The sequence below is a fragment of the Ruegeria sp. CK1 genome (assembly GCF_056536545.1).
This window is the reverse complement of the sequence record NZ_JBQFPX010000001.1, coordinates 296,628-314,970: the sequence shown is the minus strand read 5'-3', so window position 1 is coordinate 314,970 and position 18,343 is coordinate 296,628. Positions and strand designations below refer to the sequence as shown.

The 18,343-nt window shown below is 56.9% G+C and carries 19 protein-coding genes; 2 read left to right on the top strand and 17 right to left on the bottom strand.

What is annotated here, in order from left to right:
* Positions 1 to 20: 20 nt before the first annotated feature.
* The 7 genes from murB to ACR0L3_RS01555 all read right to left on the bottom strand — a co-directional run bounded on the left by murB (position 21) and on the right by ACR0L3_RS01555 (position 5,696).
* Entirely contained in the window at positions 21 to 947 is a 927-nt protein-coding gene (gene murB, locus ACR0L3_RS01585; RefSeq protein ID WP_480743103.1) for a UDP-N-acetylmuramate dehydrogenase, read from the bottom strand.
* Positions 948 to 992: 45 nt separating this feature from the next.
* On the bottom strand, positions 993 to 1,247 hold the full coding sequence (locus tag ACR0L3_RS01580; RefSeq protein ID WP_480743101.1) for a DUF2484 family protein: 255 nt from the start codon (positions 1,245 to 1,247) through the stop codon (positions 993 to 995).
* A complete protein-coding gene (locus ACR0L3_RS01575; protein ID WP_480743100.1) occupies positions 1,244 to 1,489 on the bottom strand; it encodes a DUF2484 family protein in 246 nt (81 codons plus the stop codon). The genes ACR0L3_RS01580 and ACR0L3_RS01575 overlap by 4 nt, the downstream gene beginning before the upstream one ends.
* 78 nt (positions 1,490 to 1,567) lie before the next feature.
* Complete coding sequence (gene murC / locus ACR0L3_RS01570) at positions 1,568 to 2,977, bottom strand: UDP-N-acetylmuramate--L-alanine ligase (RefSeq protein ID WP_480743099.1); 1,410 nt, start codon at positions 2,975 to 2,977, stop codon at positions 1,568 to 1,570.
* Positions 2,974 to 4,071, bottom strand: coding sequence for a UDP-N-acetylglucosamine--N-acetylmuramyl-(pentapeptide) pyrophosphoryl-undecaprenol N-acetylglucosamine transferase (locus ACR0L3_RS01565; RefSeq protein WP_480743097.1), 1,098 nt, complete (start codon positions 4,069 to 4,071; stop codon positions 2,974 to 2,976). Before ACR0L3_RS01565 ends, murC begins: the two co-directional genes overlap by 4 nt.
* A complete protein-coding gene (gene ftsW / locus ACR0L3_RS01560; RefSeq protein WP_480743096.1) occupies positions 4,071 to 5,234 on the bottom strand; it encodes a putative lipid II flippase FtsW in 1,164 nt (387 codons plus the stop codon). Before ftsW ends, ACR0L3_RS01565 begins: the two co-directional genes overlap by 1 nt.
* Positions 5,235 to 5,402: 168 nt before the next feature.
* Positions 5,403 to 5,696, bottom strand: coding sequence for a putative quinol monooxygenase (locus ACR0L3_RS01555; protein WP_480743094.1), 294 nt, complete (start codon positions 5,694 to 5,696; stop codon positions 5,403 to 5,405).
* Between the two features lie 146 nt (positions 5,697 to 5,842).
* Between ACR0L3_RS01555 and ACR0L3_RS01550 the strand changes: the two genes are divergently transcribed.
* On the top strand, positions 5,843 to 7,021 hold the full coding sequence (locus ACR0L3_RS01550; protein WP_480743092.1) for a BaiN/RdsA family NAD(P)/FAD-dependent oxidoreductase: 1,179 nt from the start codon (positions 5,843 to 5,845) through the stop codon (positions 7,019 to 7,021).
* Here ACR0L3_RS01550 and ACR0L3_RS01545 read toward each other — a convergent pair.
* From ACR0L3_RS01545 to mraZ, 9 genes are all read right to left on the bottom strand, one after another.
* On the bottom strand, positions 7,018 to 7,392 hold the full coding sequence (locus ACR0L3_RS01545) for a glycine zipper family protein (protein ID WP_480743090.1): 375 nt from the start codon (positions 7,390 to 7,392) through the stop codon (positions 7,018 to 7,020). The genes ACR0L3_RS01550 and ACR0L3_RS01545 overlap by 4 nt on opposite strands.
* Before the next feature lie 105 nt (positions 7,393 to 7,497).
* A complete protein-coding gene (gene murD, locus ACR0L3_RS01540) occupies positions 7,498 to 8,898 on the bottom strand; it encodes a UDP-N-acetylmuramoyl-L-alanine--D-glutamate ligase (protein WP_480743088.1) in 1,401 nt (466 codons plus the stop codon).
* Between the two features lie 150 nt (positions 8,899 to 9,048).
* The gene (mraY, locus tag ACR0L3_RS01535; protein ID WP_480743086.1) at positions 9,049 to 10,131 is read right to left on the bottom strand and encodes a phospho-N-acetylmuramoyl-pentapeptide-transferase; all 1,083 of its coding nucleotides are present in this window, start codon (positions 10,129 to 10,131) and stop codon (positions 9,049 to 9,051) included.
* Between the two features lie 24 nt (positions 10,132 to 10,155).
* Entirely contained in the window at positions 10,156 to 11,550 is a 1,395-nt protein-coding gene (locus tag ACR0L3_RS01530; protein ID WP_480743084.1) for a UDP-N-acetylmuramoyl-tripeptide--D-alanyl-D-alanine ligase, read from the bottom strand.
* The gene (locus ACR0L3_RS01525; RefSeq protein ID WP_480743083.1) at positions 11,547 to 13,028 is read right to left on the bottom strand and encodes a UDP-N-acetylmuramoyl-L-alanyl-D-glutamate--2,6-diaminopimelate ligase; all 1,482 of its coding nucleotides are present in this window, start codon (positions 13,026 to 13,028) and stop codon (positions 11,547 to 11,549) included. Before ACR0L3_RS01525 ends, ACR0L3_RS01530 begins: the two co-directional genes overlap by 4 nt.
* A 21-nt stretch (positions 13,029 to 13,049) precedes the next feature.
* Positions 13,050 to 14,837: a peptidoglycan D,D-transpeptidase FtsI family protein gene (locus ACR0L3_RS01520; RefSeq protein ID WP_480743081.1), complete on the bottom strand. Its 1,788-nt coding sequence runs from the start codon at positions 14,835 to 14,837 to the stop codon at positions 13,050 to 13,052.
* Positions 14,834 to 15,202, bottom strand: a complete 369-nt coding sequence (gene ftsL, locus ACR0L3_RS01515; protein ID WP_480743080.1) for a cell division protein FtsL — start codon at positions 15,200 to 15,202, stop codon at positions 14,834 to 14,836. The genes ACR0L3_RS01520 and ftsL overlap by 4 nt, the downstream gene beginning before the upstream one ends.
* Positions 15,199 to 16,191 (bottom strand): 16S rRNA (cytosine(1402)-N(4))-methyltransferase RsmH, encoded by a 993-nt coding sequence (rsmH, locus tag ACR0L3_RS01510; protein ID WP_480744642.1) that lies wholly within the window; start codon positions 16,189 to 16,191, stop codon positions 15,199 to 15,201. The genes ftsL and rsmH overlap by 4 nt, the downstream gene beginning before the upstream one ends.
* Before the next feature lie 4 nt (positions 16,192 to 16,195).
* A complete protein-coding gene (gene mraZ, locus ACR0L3_RS01505; RefSeq protein WP_480743078.1) occupies positions 16,196 to 16,699 on the bottom strand; it encodes a division/cell wall cluster transcriptional repressor MraZ in 504 nt (167 codons plus the stop codon).
* 903 nt (positions 16,700 to 17,602) lie between these two features.
* Between mraZ and ACR0L3_RS01500 the strand changes: the two genes are divergently transcribed.
* Positions 17,603 to 17,827 carry a DUF1127 domain-containing protein gene (locus ACR0L3_RS01500; RefSeq protein WP_480743076.1) on the top strand — a complete coding sequence of 75 codons (225 nt, stop codon included), beginning with the start codon at positions 17,603 to 17,605 and terminating at the stop codon, positions 17,825 to 17,827.
* 55 nt (positions 17,828 to 17,882) lie between these two features.
* On the opposite strand, the gene ACR0L3_RS01495 is transcribed toward ACR0L3_RS01500, so the two are convergent.
* Positions 17,883 to 18,320, bottom strand: coding sequence for a hypothetical protein (locus ACR0L3_RS01495; protein WP_480743075.1), 438 nt, complete (start codon positions 18,318 to 18,320; stop codon positions 17,883 to 17,885).
* Positions 18,321 to 18,343 lie beyond the last annotated feature (23 nt).

Below are 18,343 nucleotides of genomic sequence, written 5' to 3'. Positions count from 1 at the left end.
ATGGTTTGACGGTCAGGGCTTTATTCTTTCAGCGGGTCACCAACCCGCATGATTTCCCACTCTAGCGTGATGCCGCTTGTTTCGTAAACCTTTTTTCGCACCTCTTCGCCCAGACCTTCGAGGTCTGCGGCGGTCGCGTCACCGGTGTTGATCAGGAAGTTCGAGTGCTTGGGACTCATCTGCGCACCACCCTGTGTCGCCCCACGCATTCCCGCGTTGTCGATCACCTTCCAAGCCTTCAGATCGTGAACATCATCAGCACGTCCAGTCGAGGAAAATCCGGCCGGGTTACGAAAGGTAGAGCCCGCGCTGCGGTCTTTGGTGGGTTGAGTTTCATCGCGCTTTTGCAGCTGCGCCGACATACGGGCGTGCAGTTCTTCTGGATCACCAGACGGGCCTTCGAATGTCGCTGAAACCAGCACCGCACCCTCGGGCAAATCGGACTGACGGTAACGGAAATTCAGGTCTTGGGGCGTCACTTCGATCACCTCACCCTGTCGAGTGACAATGGTAGCCTTGCGTAGAACGTCCGCCGTATAACTGCCATAGCAGCCTGCATTCATCCGCACCGCGCCTCCAATTGATCCTGGGATCGTTCTTAGGAACGTCAGGTCGACTCCTGCATCTGCGGCCTTGCGTGCTACATGAGCGTCCAGCGCCGCCGCGCCTGCGGTGACAGTATTGCCGTCAACCGAAATTTCATTGAACCCACGCCCCAAACGGATCACCACGGCCCTCAAGCCTCCGTCCCGAACAATGAGGTTCGACCCCACGCCCATAGGGAAGACCGCAATTTCAGTGGGCAGGTTTCGCAGGAAATTCTGTAGGTCTTCGGTATCGGCGGGTTGGAACAAATAGTCTGCTGGGCCGCCAACACGCAGCCAAGTGAGGTCATTCAAAAACCGATTTTCAGAAAGTTTGCCTCGTGGCATCGGAAGATTTGTCATGCTGGCTAGATCGCGGATTTATACTGGCAAGGCAAGCCGTAACGGTCAGGACGTAGTGCCGATTAATTTGCGCACCCACCGCCCCAAGTATATCACCGGCCAACGCAGCACCGACATCCCCATTACCAGAACAAGCAACCCGATCCATGGGCCATTCTGCAGGGTCACATAGCCAAGTATTGGAATACCCACGGCAATCAGGACATATGCGCGGGTCCAGTGATTGTCTTTGCTGGGGATCATCGCCAACAGATTCGCGGCAATACCCCACAGGGCGGCAAGTGCGATCGACCAGTTCATTGCTCGACCTCCTGTCCGGTCCAACGACGCCAATAAAAGCGGATGGGTTTGCGGAACATGGACGCAAAGGCGGCAAAAGCCAGGACTGAGAAGAACCAACCAAAATCATGGCCCAGCCACACGATCAAGGCCGGCGCAGAGACGAACAAAACAACGCCCGGCGGAAACTGCAAACGCATTGGCAGCATTGCCACGAATGTCGAGGCCACGACCCATAAGGCTGCGAACACTACCGAATTCACCAACTGCTCCTCCGAGACCATTTTTTCTGCGACTGCAGCGTGACACTCTAAAGTTGTATCAATTGGGAGTCCATGGCGTTACACGGCTTGTTTGCGCTGCAGCCGTTCGGGCAAACCATTAGCCCAGGCGCTGATGGTGCCCGCTCCAAGGCAAACAACCATGTCACCGGGTCGGGCTTGTTCCCGAACCAGACGTTCCAGATCGTTTTCGTCCAGCAAAGCACGGGCGTGGCGGTGACCGTGACGGATCAGGCCCTGCACCAGATCATCGCGGGACGCACCATCGATCGGGTCTTCTCCGGCGGCGAAGATGTCCGCGATGGCGACAACATCGGCATCGTTGAAACAGGTGCAGAAATCATCGAACAGGTTGGACAGGCGCGAGTACCGGTGCGGCTGGTGTACGGCAATCACGCGACCTTCGGTCGCCTGCCGGGCGGCTTTCAGAACGGCAGCGATTTCGACCGGGTGGTGGCCGTAATCGTCAATGATAGTAACACCATCTACTTCTCCGACCTTAGTGAAACGCCGGTTGACGCCCCCGAAATTCGCCAGCGCATCCCGGATTTCCGAAGCCTTCATTCCAAGATGGCGCGCCACAGCAGCTGCAGACAAGGCGTTTGACACATTGTGGTCCCCCGGCATCGGCAGAGTGCAGCCTTCAATGACCGTGTCTTCGTATTGCAAATGAATATCGAAATGCGCGACGCCGCCTTTGTATGTCAGGTTCACCGCCCGTACGTCCGCTTGCGCGTTAAAACCATAGGTGCGCACTCGGCGGTCCGTGATGCGACCCACCAGCGTTTGCACCTCGGCATGATCGGTGCAGCACACAGCCAAGCCGTAGAATGGCAGATTCGAGACGAACTCGTAGAAACCATCCCGCAAGGTATCAAAATCGCCCCAGTGCTCCATATGTTCGGGGTCGATATTGGTAACTATGGCAATAGTAGCTGGTAGGCGATTGAACGAGCCGTCGGATTCGTCTGCTTCGACCACCATCCATTCGCCCTGCCCCATACGTGCATTTGAGCCATAGGCATGGATGATTCCACCATTCACGACGGTCGGGTCAAAATCCCCCGCGACCATCAGCTCGGCCATCATCGTGGTCGTCGTGGTCTTACCATGGGTACCGGCAATCGCGATGTTAGAGCGGAGGCGCATCAGCTCCGCCAGCATATCGGCGCGGCGGACAACGGGCAGGCCGCGTGCGCGGGCTTCGTCCAACTCGGGGTTGCCCGGCTTGATCGCGGTCGACACGACAACAACGGCTGCGTTTTCAAGGTTTTCGGCGAGCTGGCCGACAAAAATTTCAGCCCCCAAACTTGCCAGGCGATCAGTGATCTTGGATGCCTTCAGGTCCGACCCCTGCACACGGTAGCCCAGGTTCAACAAAACCTCGGCGATACCAGACATACCGATACCGCCAATCCCTACAAAATGGATCGGCCCTACGTCTTGCGGGAGTTTGGTTGCAGGATTCATGCGGTCTCCTTTTGCGCCAGTTGCTCAACAAGGGCGACCAGACGCTCGGTAGCGTCCGGGGCACCGGTCGAGAGGGCGGCATGGGCCATCTTTTGCGCGGCTTCGGGGTTGGTCAGAACTGCGGTGACTTGCTCGGTCAGTGAAGAAACGTCAAGGGCGCGTTCGGGAATCATGATCGCTCCACCTGCCTGCACCAACCCGCGTGCGTTGGCGGTCTGGTGATCTCCGGCGGCGGCGGCAAAGGGGATCAGGATCGAAGGCCGTCCTATAACCGAGATATCGGCAACACTGGACGCCCCCGAGCGCGAGATGACCAATTGCGCGTCGGACATGCGGCGGGGCACGTCCTGAAAGAACGGTTTGACCTCGGCCCGAATACCGTGATCAGCGTAGAACTCTGTGACACGCTCGCCATCTTCATCGCGTGCCTGATGGGCAACGCGAATATGAGTGCGCAGAGTGTCAGGCAAAGCCGCTATAGCGCCAGGCACCATGTCACTGAGAATGCGCGCGCCCTGACTGCCGCCCATTACAAGGATCGACATCGGATAATCGCCGGGAGGGATATAGCCAGCCGCAGCGCGCTCCAAAACGGCGGCACGAACCGGATTACCCGTATGAATGCCCTTTGCCCCTTCGGGCAAGTCCGTAGGCCAGATACCGCAGGCCACCTGAGACACTCGGGTCGCAAACAGTTGGTTCACCCGGCCCAGAATGCCGTTCTGTTCATGGATCATGCGTGGGATTTTCAGCATTGTCGCCGCGCCCAGCGCCGGGATCGACGGGTAGCCGCCAAAGCCCACAACCACATCGGGACGATCGCGCATCATCTGCATCACCATGCTGGTGACACCGCCTGCAATCTTAGGCCCGACCATCACTTTGGCCGCCAGACCTCCGCGCGCGAATGTGGCTGAGGAGGCCTCAACAATCTCAGTCGAATGCGGAAAGCCACCAGTGTAGCGGGCACCGCGCGTATCCGTGGACAAGCGCACACGCCAGCCCTTTTGCAGCATAGCCTCGGCCAGCGCCTGCGCCGGAAACATATGACCCCCGGTGCCGCCAGCCGCAATAAGAAGGTAGGGTTTGCTCATTAACTTCGTCCGCGCAGAAGATCGCCCAGCTCGCCCTGTGGGCGGGTTCGAGTAAAGGCCAGCAACATGCCAACAGCAATGCCACCCGCAATCAGGGACGAGCCGCCATAGCTGACAAAGGGCAACGTCATACCCTTGGCGGGCAGCAGACGCACTGCAACACCCATGTTGATCATCGCCTGAACGCCGAACATGCAGGCCAAACCAGTGCCCGCCAGGCGGATAAACATGTCACGCTCTCGCATCAGGCGCAGCAGCGAACGCACGACGATAATCGAATAGAGCGCGATGATAATCAGCACCAAGATCAAGCCGTATTCCTCGGCTGCAACTGCGATTATGAAATCAGTGTGCGCATCGGGCAGCGACCACTTTACCTGCCCCTCACCGACGCCAACTCCGAACAGCCCGCCCTCACGGATTGCATTGGTGGCATAGCCGATCTGAGTGGTCGGATCGACTTCCTGATTTAGAAAGCCATCGATCCGGCGGGCAAAGTGTTCCGAGTTTGAGTAGGCCAGCATGCCCCCAAGCACAACCGCGCCGGCCATTCCAACCAGCAACAACATCGGCGCACCTGCAACGAAATACATGACACCCCAACCAAAGAGGATCAGACAGGCCTGACCAAAATCAGGTTGCAACACAAGCATAGCAACAATGGCCATACACAGCGCAAAGGACCACAACCGACCCGGAGGGCCATTGATCTCTTGCGAAGCCGCCAGCAACCAAGCCGCAACGACGACGAAACCCGGTTTCAAAAACTCGGATGGTTGCAATGACGCAAACCCAAGCGAGTACCAGCGTACTGCGCCTTTTCCAAAGTCGGTGCCAAATACCGGCAAAAAGGCCAATGCCACGAAAGCACCAAGAAAGCCCAATACTGCCAGACGGCGCACCAATGTCGGCGACATCATCGAAGTCAGCAGCATCGCAATCAGCGCCAAGCCGCCGAACAGCGCCTGACGCTCGACGTAATGGAACGGATCAAACCCGTTGCGTCCAGCCAGTGGCGGGGAGGAGGCCAGCCCCAACAACAGCCCGATGACAAAAAGGATCAGCACACAGGACATGGTCCAGCGATCAATCGTGCGCCACCACTTCGGTAGAATCGGTTCTCCGCGCTGGTCCTGGACCGCGCCATACACCATCTCAGTCATGAGATACCGCCACTCTCTGCCTCGTTCACGTCCCGTTTTCGGGATCTGATTGAGAGTCTACAGGGATTTTGGTGTTTCGGCTAGCAGAATGACAGGGCGTTCGCGGAAATTGGCCCTTTGGAACAACAGGCTGAATTTGGCACCCTGCTTTCTAATCCTTCGGATCAACTAATCGACAAGATCGTAGTGTTTGATGGTTCTGGATTCGACCAATTCAGCCTCGGCCGGGTCAATATGAGGGCTTTTATAATCATCACCTACAAAGGCCTTCAGTGCGTCTAAGCTGCTCCAAACCATTACGAAACTAAACTCTCGCGGCGTGTCGGCACGCGAAGCACCCGGCAGAACCTGAACAATACCATCCGTGTTTTGCATCAATGGTATCGCAGTTTCATGGAAGAACTTCGAGAATTCCGCTTCTTTGCCGGGCCGCACGGTAACTTGGAAAATTCGCATGATCATCGAACCACCCTCCCTTTCATGGGCTAAATTGAGGTTCGTTGGCAGCACAAGATTACCACATTATACGCTCTTACATTGCACTGACCTCGGGGTTCTGAATTTCACCTCCTCTTGCTATCTTTGCAAATTCGCGCCATGCGCACCTCATGACATTTGACACAATCATTCTTGGAGCTGGTGCGGCAGGCATGATGTGCGCCGCCCATTGCGGTGGACGCGTTTTGGTGCTCGACCACGCGAAAGCTCCGGGTGAGAAAATCCGCATCTCGGGTGGTGGGCGCTGCAATTTCACCAACATGTATGCAGGACCGGGCAATTTCCTGTCGCAGAACCCGCATTTCTGTAAATCCGCGTTAGCGCGCTATACGCAATGGGATTTTATCGATCTGGTCGGACGCCACGGCATCGCGTGGCATGAGAAAACTCTGGGTCAGCTGTTTTGTGACGGGTCCTCGAAGCAAATCATTCAGCTTTTATTGGCTGAGATGGAGCGCGTCGCGGCCGAGCTGTGGGTTAGAACCGAGGTTAAAGACCTGCGCAAAACCGAAGCTGGGTTCGCGTTGGACGTTGATCGAGAGGGCCAGCGCCTGAGCCTGAAATGCTCCAATCTGGTTCTTGCAACGGGCGGCAAGTCGATTCCCAAGATGGGCGCGACTGGATTAGCCTATGAAATAGCCCAGCAGTACGGGCTTCGCATAACTGAAACCCGCGCCGCGTTGGTACCGTTCACCTTCTCGGACGCGAAATTCAAGGACCTGTCTGGTGTTTCCTTGCCTGCACGCCTGTCTAACGACCGCATAAGCTTTGACGAAGCGCTGCTGTTCACTCATCGCGGCCTCAGCGGACCGTCGGTGCTGCAACTGTCGTCGTACTGGTGCGAGGGCGAAGCGATCCTGGTCAATCTGATCCCGAACTTACCTCTGTTCGATTTGCTACGTGATCAGAGAAAAAGTGGGGGACGCAAGGCGCTGACAACAGAGTTGGCGCGCCACCTTCCCACGCGATTGGTGGAATATCTCAGCCAATACATCCCGATGCAGGGCAATTTGGCCGACCAGTCCGACGCAGCTTTGAATGCTTTGACTTCGTCCTTGGCTGAATGGCGACTGACCCCTTCGGGCACCGAAGGATATCGCACAGCCGAAGTTACGCTTGGCGGGATCGATACCGACAGTTTATCGTCAAAAACAATGGAGGCCAGGGATGTCCCCGGCCTCTATGCAATTGGTGAAGCGGTGGATGTCACCGGCTGGTTGGGTGGCTACAATTTCCAGTGGGCGTGGTCCTCTGGTTACGCCGCCGGAATCGCAATCGCAGCCCCTTAGCCTACGACGTTGTAGCCACGCCCGCGCATGCAGTTACGCACCAGAACTTCCTTGTTCTGGTTCTTGTTGATCACGTCCGCACCAGCACCGACGAGGGCACCCGCCACAGCAGCGCGACCCAGATTATCACTGCTGTCTTGAACAATACCAGTCACGGCGGCGGCACCAACGGCACCAATAGCCGCGTTTCCGGCAGTGGTGCCATCAACGCTGGCCTGCGATGCGGCCAACTGCTGGCACTGCTGCAAATCCACATTGTAGTTGGGGCCAACAGGGCCGTCGACGATCGGCTGGTAATTGGCCCCGGTGTTTGTGCAGGCACCTGCTACCAAAATGGCGGGCAGAATCAGAGAAAACTTACGAAATGGCATATTCATTACCTCGTGTTGAATTTGCTGGCAGGCAAAACCAATAATCATGGCGCGTCAAGCTGATAGCTTTTCAGCTTGGCCCAACCGGCGGTCTATTGCAAATGCCTATTCCGCGAGCTGTTCGCGAACATGATTGATGAAATCCTCACCACGCTGTTCGAAATTGTCATATTGATCAAAACTAGCGGCAGCTGGCGCAAGCAACACAGTTTCACCTGGCTGTGCGTCCCCAACCGCATGCAAAACGGCCTCTGCCATTGTGGTGCAAACTTGGGCCTCTGCCTCAAGCTGCATCGCAAAGCCAGCCGCCTCGCGCCCGATGACATAAGCTTTGATTACCTGATCGGTCGCGCCGTTCAACGCAGCCAACCCGCCCTCTTTTTCAAGCCCACCACATATCCACCTAATCTTTTTAAACGCGTTCAGCGCCTTTGCCGCGCTGTCTACATTGGTAGCCTTCGAGTCGTTCACGTAGGTAACACCATTCGCTTCTGCGATGATCTGGCTCCGGTGCGGCAGGCCGGGATAACTTTGCAAAGCATCTTCGATCACACGCGGCGCCAGTCCTAACGCCCGACAAGCTGCATAGGCGGCGCACGCATTCTGGTGATTATGCGCGCCGGGCAGGCCCTTGATCTCGCGCAGGTCAATGGAACCGGCCTGACGCCCCTTGCGATACTCTGCCAGGAAACCTTTGCGCGCAAAGACCTGCCAGCCTGGCCCGGTCAGTTTGCGCGCTACTGAAACACGTATTACCCGATCATCCGCAGGTCCTTCGGCCAATTGCCCGGCTAGAAATAAACCTTCGCTCTCATCCACACCAATCACGGCACGATCCGGCCCACCTTCGGCAAACAGTCGGCGTTTAGCAGCGAAATACCCACCCATACCGCCATGCCGGTCCAAATGATCAGGCGAGAGGTTGGTGAATACTGCCACATCCGGCGTCAGGGATCGCGCCAGCTCTGTCTGATAACTTGAAAGCTCCAACACAACAACCGAACCGTCCTCGCCGGGGTCTATATCCAAAACACCGCGCCCGATGTTCCCGGCCAATTGAGCCTTTCGCCCGGCTTCAGTAAGGATGTGGTGGATCAAAGCTGCCGTAGTCGATTTTCCGTTCGAACCAGTCACGGCAATCACGCGCGGCGGAGTGTCGAAGTTGCTCCACTCTGGCCCAGCAAAGGAACGGAAGAACAGTCCAATATCATTGTCGACTGGCACACCTGCGTCCAACGCTGCTGCCACTACCGGATTTGGTTCGGGATAAAGATGCGGAATACCCGGAGACACGATCAGCGAAGCGACTTCCTCAAACGCCCCGTGACGGCGCAAATCTGTACAGATGAATCCTTCGGCTTCGGCCTTTTCCCGCGCGGCAGGGTTATCGTCCCAGCACAGCGGCTCGGCGTTACCCGCCCGCAAAGCACGGGCCGTCGTCAAGCCCGACCGACCAAGGCCCAGAACCGCTACTTTCTGTCCTGAAAACCCTTTGACCGGGATCATGCCACCCACCTTCTTCTGACGTCTAATTAGCCGCCACACTGCGCAGAAGAAATCCACGAACGCAAGGGCGACAAAAGGCTCGCGCTTCAGCGCGAGCCGGGCCCAACAGGTGGCAGACGGACCACAGGTCCGCCGAACCTGGCGGGAGAGTTACCGGACTTTCAAAGTGGCCAGACCAATCATCGCCAGGATTAGCGATATGATCCAGAACCGGATCACGATAGTAGGTTCAGCCCAGCCTTTTTTCTCATAATGGTGATGGATCGGCGCCATCAGAAACACGCGACGCCCGGTGCGTTTGAAATAGAGAACCTGAATGATCACGCTCAGCGCCTCGACCACGAACAAACCACCAACAACGGCCAACACAAGCTCGTGCTTGGTCGCCACCGCAATTGCTCCCAACGCTCCGCCCAATGCCAGTGACCCGGTATCACCCATAAACACCGCAGCCGGAGGCGCGTTATACCATAAGAAACCTAAACCACCCCCGAACAGCGCAGCAGTAAAGATCAAGATTTCTCCGGTTCCCGGCACATAGTGCACGTCCAAATACTCGGTAAAGTCGACCCGACCCACAGCATAAGCGATGATTCCAAGCGTCGTAGCCGCGATCATTGCCGGCATGATTGCCAACCCATCCAACCCGTCTGTCAAATTGACCGCGTTTGCAGCACCAACGATCACGACAATCGAAAAGGGAATATAGAAAACACCCAAATTGACCAGTGTATCCTTGAAAACCGGCACAGCCAGTTGGTTTTGCAAAGCTTCCGGGTGGTGCAGTGTGGCCCAAAGCGATGCCAGCACTGCAATAATGACGCCCAATGCAAGCCGCATCCTACCCGAAACACCCTTGGTGTTTTGCTTGGACACTTTGGCATAATCATCAGCAAAGCCGATCGCGGCATAGGCCAACGTCACAAACAGCACCATCCAGACATAAGGGTTGTCCCACCTTGCCCAAATCAAGGTTGACGTTACGAGCGCACCTACAATCAGTAACCCGCCCATCGTCGGCGTTCCGGCTTTTGAAAAATGCCCCTCAGGACCGTCATCCCGGATCGGCTGACCCTTGCCCTGCTTGCGGCGCAGTACGTTGATCAGCGGTTTCCCAAAGATAAAGCCGAAGATAAGTGCCGTCAGAAATGCTCCGCCCGCTCGAAAGGTGATATAGCGGAAGAGGTTAAAGAAATCCCCTCCGTCCGACAGGGCGGTCAACCAATAGAGCATGTCAAAACCTTTCTAACGCGGCGATCATGGGTCAAGCGCGCTCCCTTGCCCCATTTTCCGCAAACCGTCAACAATCTGTGCCAGCGCCATACTCAGCGACCCCTTGGCCAGCACCGTGTCCCCCGAACGGACCAGGTCAGGCAGGTGTTCGGCCATCTCGGCACTAGTCTCAGACCACAGTCCACGCTTTTCTTCAGGCAACGCCTCGTGCAATGCCTGCATCAGCGGGCCGATGCAGTGGACTTGATCGACCTGCGCCATCGCGGTGACATCTGCCATACCCGCGTGCATTGGGATCTCTTGTTCGCCCAGCTCTTTCATATCGCCCAGAAAGGCGATCCGACGTGTTCCTTGCGACGCAGCCAGTACATCCAGCGCCGCCTCCATCGAGGTGGGATTGGCGTTATAGCTGTCGTCCAGTAATTCGATCTGCCCTCCTGTCGCCAGCGGCAGCAACTCTCGCACGCCCCGCCCTTTGACCGGCGACCATTGGCGTAACCCAGCAATGGCCGCGTCAAGATCAATACCCATCTCGACACATGCCGCCAAAGCACCCAGTGCATTCATGGCAAAATGAGTGCCCGCAGACTGCACGTCGTATGAGAAGGTTGTATCGCCAACACTGGCACCTGCCTGGACCGAGTCGCCGCCCTGCTTCACTTCGGTCAAATTGTAATCGACAGCCTTGCTGCCGAAATCAACGATCCCGGCCCCGTGGTCTTTGGCAGTTTGGCGTAAGATATCCGCGTGTTCGATATCGGCGTTCACGATGGCCGCTCCGCCGGTTTCCAGCCCTTCGAAGATGGCGGCCTTTTCGTGGGCAATACCTGCGACCGAGTCGAACGCCTCAAGGTGCACCGCTGCCACTGTCGTCACCAGCGCTACATGCGGCCGCGCCAGCCGCGCCAGCGGAGCAATCTCTCCGGGGTGGTTCATACCTATCTCGATCACCGCAAACTCGGTGTCTTGCGGCATCCGCGCCAATGTCAGCGGTACGCCCCAATGATTGTTGTAGCTTGCCACGCTGGCGTGGGTTTTTCCCTGCTTTTCCAGAATGGTCGCCAACATTTCCTTGGTTGACGTCTTTCCAACGCTGCCGGTCACGCCAACCACGCGCGCCTCAGTGCGTGCGCGGCCCGCTTTCCCCAAAGCTTCCAACCCGGTTTGAACGTAATCTACAATCAACAAAGGTGCGTCTTCCGCAACCCCTTCGGGGATATGCGACACCAAAGCCGCGCCCGCACCCTTTTCCAACGCCTGCGCGACAAAATCATGCCCGTCCCGCGCGGCCTTTAGCGCAACGAACAGATCACCGGGTTGAAGAGTTCTTGTGTCGATCGATACGCCATTCGCCGTCCAATCGGTCGTTGCACGCCCACCGGTTGCTGCTGCGGCATCCGCCGCGGTCCAGAGCGTCATGCCACCCTCCCATCCAGCGCGGCTACGCTGATACTGGCCTGCTCTACGTCGTCAAATGGCAGGACCTGATCACCTACAATCTGACCAGTTTCATGCCCTTTACCTGCGATCAGCAATGCATCACCTGGCTGCAAGGCATCAATTCCGCGAAGAATGGCTTCGGCCCGGTCGCCCACTTCAGTTGCCTCCGGAGCACCCAGCAGGACGGCGGCACGTATAGCAGCCGGGTCTTCGCTGCGGGGATTGTCGTCGGTGACAAAAACAACGTCGGCATTTTCAGCCGCAGCTTTCCCCATCAAAGGACGTTTGGTCGCGTCCCGATCTCCACCCGCTCCGACAATCGCGATCAGGCGCCCCATCACATGCGGTCGCATCGCTTTTAGCGCGGTCGCCACTGCATCCGGCGTATGAGCATAGTCGACAAAAACCGCCGCGCCATTCTCACGCGTCGCGGCTAGCTGCATCCGGCCCCGGACGGTTGTCAGATGTGGGAGAGTTTCGAATACACGTTCAGGATCTTCGCCCGCAGCGATGACCAACCCGCAGGCGAGCAGGATATTCTCGGCCTGAAACCCACCGATCAGGTTCAAGCGGGTCTGGAATACTTTACCCTGCCACGAAAAGCGCAAGTCTTGACCCGTCGCATCAAAGCGCTGGTTAATCAGGCACAGGTCGGCGTCACCCAAACCGACGGTCAAAACCGATTGCCCGCGCGACTTCGCGATTTTACGAACCTCGGCACCTTTGGGGTCACTCATATTAACCACGACGGTACCGTCCTGTGGCAGAACACGATCGAACAATCCGGCTTTGGCAGCGAAATAGGCCTCGAAGGTTTCGTGATAGTCCAGATGGTCTTGCGTGAAATTCGAAAACCCTGCGGCCGTCAGATGCACTCCGTCCAGACGGCGTTGTTCAAGCCCGTGCGAAGAAGCTTCCATCGCCACGTGGGTCACGCCATTCTCGGCAGCTTCTACCAGACAACGATGCAGGGTGATCGGTTCTGGTGTGGTGTGGGCCAGCGGCGCGGTCCAAGCACCTTCGACGCCCGTGGTTCCTAGATTCACAGCGGCATGGCCCAGCTCGACCCAAATCTGACGCACGAATGTCGCGACAGAGGTTTTACCGTTGGTTCCGGTAACCGCTACAACGGTCTGCGGCTGAGCGCCAAACCACAATGCGGCGCAACCGGCGAGCGCTTGGCGCGGGTCCTCGACCACGACCAGCGCTGCGTCCGATACAGCCAATTCCGTAGCGGCGATTTCGGCCCCTTCGGCGTCTGTCAAGATAGCCGTTGCACCCATGCGCAGGGCATATTGAATAAACTCTCCGCCGTGAACGCGGGTGCCGGGAAGTGCCGCAAAGAGATAGCCGTCTCGCACCTCGCGGCTGTCAACAGTCAGACCGTTGATCTTGGGATTCGCGCCACCTCGCGCTGTAAGGGCCAGTTGGCTAAGTGTTTTCGTCCTTGTGCCCATGGCCCACCTCTTTCGGACAGCCTAATTCGCGGTCAGGGTTATAGCAGCGCCCGCCTCAGGCTCAAGCCGTGGACGCAAGCCCAGCAGCGGTGCGATCCGAGCGATCAGTTCAGCCGTAACCGGAACAGCTGTCCAGCCCGCCGTTCGGCGCTTTTCGCCATAGGCGACAATAGACGGTTCATCCAATGTGACGATCAACACGTATTTCGGGTCGTACGCCGGAAAGATCGTTGCGAATGTCGCGATGACCTTGTCATCGTAGTAGCCGCCGCGTGGTTTGGGTTTGTCCGCCGTCCCCGTTTTCCCGGCGACGTCATAGCCTGACACATCGCCGAAGCTGGCCGTTCCATCCGTTACCACTTTGCGCAGCATCTTCTGTGCTTGGGTCGCCGCATTGTCTGACATCACCCGAGGACCGTATTGTGGCCCATTTTTGCGCAAAACGGTTGGGCTGACATAGTGCCCGCCATTGGCAATCGCGGCATAACCGGCGGCCAGATGCATGGGGCTGGTCGAAAGCCCGTGACCGTAGGAAATGGTGACAGTGCTGAGTTCGCCCCATTTCTTGGGCTTTAGCGGTTCGCCGCCTGCAGCTTCGACAATTTCGAACGGAGTTGGTTCGAACATACCCAGCGCATTCAAGAATTCCTGCTGCCGCTTTGCACCGATCTGAAGCGCCAAACGCCCAGTCCCCCGGTTCGAGCTGTGAACTATCACGTCAGCTACGCTGATCTTTCCGTAGTTCTTGCCGTTGAATTCACCAATCGGAAAGCGGCCGATTTTCATCGGGCCAGAGGTGTCGATGATCGTCTCGGAATTCACCAGCCCAAGCTGCACCGCCTGAGCGGCAGTAAATATTTTGAACACAGAGCCAAGCTCATACACGCCCTGCACATAGCGGTTGAACAGAGGACTGTCTGACGGATCAAACCCCGAGGTTGGCGGGCGCGGCCGGTCATTCGGATCAAAGGAAGGCAGCGATGCAGCCGAGACAATTTCACCCGTGTGCGCGTTCATCAGAACGGCCGACGCACCCTTGGCGTTCATGATCTTCATGCCACCATACAGCACTTGCTCGACCGCCGCTTGAACAGTCAAATCCAGCGACAATTGCAGAGGTTTGTTGCCGTTCGCTGGATCACGCAGATAGTCATCGAATTGCTTTTCAACACCCGCGACTCCGATAACTTCGGCGGCGCTGACACCTTCGCGACCAAAGCCGGACCCGCCCAGAATATGCGCAGCCAGTCGGCCATTGGGGTACAGTCGCATTTCGCGCGGGCCGAACAGGATGCCGGGATCGCCGATGTCGTGTACCGCTTGCTTCTGTTCAGGCGAGATGCGTTTCTTGATCCACAGGAACTTGCGGTTACCGGTAAAGTCTTTGACCAAACGCTCTTTTTCCAAATCAGGAAAAATCGCCACCAGCTGATCAGCAGCGGCCACAGGGTCGATCATCAAAGGCGGTTGGGCATAGACTGAATAAGTATCCAGGTTGGTCGCCAGAATACGACCCTCGCGGTCGACTATGTTGGCGCGCTGCATCGCAATCGCAGCACCGGGGGCACTGGCCAACGGCTCTTGCGCCTCAGATGTCGCCAGCATGCCCATACGGACGCCCACCACTGTAAATGCACAGAAGAAAAACAAACCCAGCACCAGCAAGCGCCCTTCGGCACGAGCACGAGCCCGGTCTTTCATGTGTTCGTGGCGCTGACGGATGTTTTCCCGCTCGATCACCTTTGGGTTCTCGCCGCGCGCACGGGCATCAAGGACACGGGCCAGCGGACGCAGGGGCGTGCGAGTCATGGAATCTGCACCTCACCAAAAGCCTGAATGTTGGTGATGGATTGCAACTCGATCGGATCGACGATCGGTAGATCCGGGTCCTCGGCATAAGAGATTTGGTCGGCGCGTCCAAACTGTTCGGCGCGCAGCGGCAACAGGCCCAGACGCTCAAAGTTCAGATCAGCCAATTCACGCAACCGATCCGGGCGGTTCAGATACGCCCATTCCGCGTTCAGCACAGCCAGCCGAACTTGCGCCATGCCGATCTTTTGCTGCAGATTCTGAGTTTCTTTCACCACCTGCTGGGTGCGGTAGTTCTCTTGATAAGCCCACAGCGCCAACCCGAACACGGACAGAGCGGTCAACACATACAAAACACTTTTCATTTTGCCCGTCCCCCAAGTTGCGGCATCCCGATAGCGCGGGCATCAATTTCCCCCGCCGGCGCCTCAGTACGTATTGCCACGCGCAGTTTGGCCGATCGCGCACGTGGATTTTCCCGCAATTCTTGCTCGTCAGGGCCCACGGCCTTGCGAGTTTTAAGCGTGAATTGCGGCAGTTCCTGTTCCATCTCGGGCGCATAGCGGTTTGCGCGCCCGGTCTTGCCTGCGCGGGACTGAAAGAAGCGTTTGACCATCCGGTCTTCGATGGAATGAAAGGTCACCACAGCCAGTTGCCCGCCCGGCTTCAACGCCCGTTCGGCAGCCATAAGCCCCTGAAACAGTTCCTCATATTCCGCATTCACCGCGATCCGCAGCCCCTGAAAACTGCGCGTCGCGGGATGCGACTGCCCTGGCTTGGGGCGCGGCAGGCAGGACTCGATGATTTTTACCAAACGCAGGGTTGTGGTGATTGGCTCTTCTGCCCGCGCTTTCACGATGGCTTTTGCAATACGGCGGCTCGCCCGCTCCTCACCATAGTGAAACAGGATATCGGCCAGTTGCGCCTCGGTCGCGGTGTTGACCAGATCGGCAGCACTTTCCCCTTCCTGGCTCATACGCATATCCAGCGGACCGTCCTTCATGAAGGAAAAGCCTCTCTCGGCCTGATCCAGCTGCATCGAAGACACGCCAAGGTCCAAAACGACACCGTCCAATTCCTGCGCGTATTCGTCCATGCGCGAGAACACGCCGGGCTGCATCACCAGCCGGTCACCGTATTCACCGGCCCATTCTGAGGCCATTTCGAATGCCAATGGATCACGATCCACACCGATGACCTTGTCGGCCCCGGCCTCCAAAAGACCACGGGTGTACCCACCTGCCCCAAACGTACCATCGAGCCAAACGCCCGACACTGGCGCGACTGCGGCAAGCAGCGGACGTAGTAGTACAGGGATATGAGGTTTGTCAGAAGGACTGTCGGTGCCGGCCATGCCGTCACGCGTCCCCGACGCCATCTAAGAACACCAGAGGATCAAAATCCTCAGGTTGCTCATCCAGCCATTCTTCGGCCGCAGCCAGTTCTTCGGAATCATATGTCTCGGGTTTCCAGATCTGGAACGTGTCGCCGGCAGCAATAAAGAACGCCTCACCCTCAAGCCCGATTTTGTTGCGCAGTTTGGCGGGCAGCACCAAACGACCGGTTTCGTCAACGGTGGTTGGGAAGGACTGCCCATGGAACATGCGCTGCAACATTTTACGCTGCATCGAGCCACGCGGCAGCGCATCAATTTTGTCATCGACCTCTTCGATCGCCTGCATGGTATAGCATTCCAGGAATTTGCGGCGGTGATCGCCATAGACGATTACAAGTTCCGGGGTATCACCGGGCTGCCAATTTGGGTCAGATGCTTCAAGCACACGGCGAAATGAGGCCGGGATTGACACCCTGCCCTTCGTATCCACCTTGTGGTGGCTTTCACCTCTAAACCTGCGCGCCAAGACGACTGTCCCTTTCGCTTGCGCCCCACCTAAATTTCACGTCCCCCGGATGAAAAACGGCGGGTTGATCTGCTGCCACTGATCAACCCGCCGCATTGACCCGCCTTGCGGGATGTCCAGCTGCGCGCGCCACCTGGGGGGATGTCTGCTCGCCCGCGCGCCGGATCTCTTGATTGATGAAAGCGAGATGCCTGTATGAAACCTGATTTTATTGGTTCGGGGTCGTTTGGTGCCCCATGTGCCTCGTCCTCATCGGATGAATAAGGGATGCCATGGGAAATCATGGAAATCAACAGAAATTTTCACACAATAGACTGCAGACTCGTAGCACAATCAAAGACAAAAGAAGACAAAACCACTTACTTTGCACCTTAACTAGACTATAACGCAAATACACACACTACATATAGTATGCATACATCATCGCCCGCTTTGTCCCATAGTTTCCCAAAAAATTTCAAATAGCCCATCAAATCTTGCAAAAAAAGGACGAGAACAGCTAACCCACGCTCCGAATCACCCTTTCTGGAAGATTCCAGATAGTCACACAGATCGCTTTCCACTCTGGGCCCATGATTTCCCACGTACCAGAACAGCTAACCTGAATGTCATGCGATCCCATATTTTCAAAACGCACAAATTTCAGAACCAATCGCACAAAGAAACACCGATCACCGTCAAGCCTCAGTTTTTCGAATGCCCGCCAAATCGGAAAAGATACATCCAAATACCTTGTTTTTAAGGCGCTTAGGCGCGCAAATTCCCAACGCGTTGATATCTATGCAATTGCTGCATAGCGGCATTGACGTCTCCAGGCATTGTGCACACGCAGCATTTGCCTATTTTCATTCTCAAGCAAACGCCGCAACAAACCGGCAGCAACGAAAAAGACGAGAGACGCAAATGGCTGCAGTAACACATCAGATCGCGCTGAAAGGTGCACCGGCAACTGGATTGGCTTCGTTGATCGAGGCTGTAAAGACCCGCTTTGTCCGCTACCGCGTCTACCGCCAGACGGTGAACGAACTGTCAGAGCTTTCGAACCGCGAACTGGCTGATCTGGGCCTGCACCGCTCGATGATCCGTCGCCTCGCGATGCAAGCGGCTGAAGAATACACAGCGCAGTAAGTGCGCAACGACATACCGAGATCAGGTCCTTCCTCCTCCCTTTAGGACCTGTATTTCAGCGGCGATATCTCTCCTCCTCCCTGATATCGCCGCAGATTATACCGGCCCAGAACGCCGGACACGGATACACCGGGTACTTCTCCTCCCTTTCCCGGTGTTGAAAGCGCGCGGCGACGTCCTCCTCCTCCCTGACGTCGCCGCGTCTTACCCATACCGGGATCAAACCCGGGTACAGATACATCAGGGCTCTCCTCCTCCCTGCCTTGATGTTGAAAGCGCGCGGCGACACCTCTCCTCCTCCCTGGTGTCGCCGCGACTTACAGATACCGGGGTCAAACCCGGGTTCGGATACATCGGGGCTCTCCTCCTCCCTGCCCTGATGTTGAAAAGAACGGCGGTTCCCTCCTCCTCCCTGGGAACCGCCGTTTTTGTTTTCCAACGCAAGAAAAAAGCGCCGCAGTCGAAACCGGGCGCCAAACAAAAGATCGAACATGTGCCGTTAGGCACATTCTATTT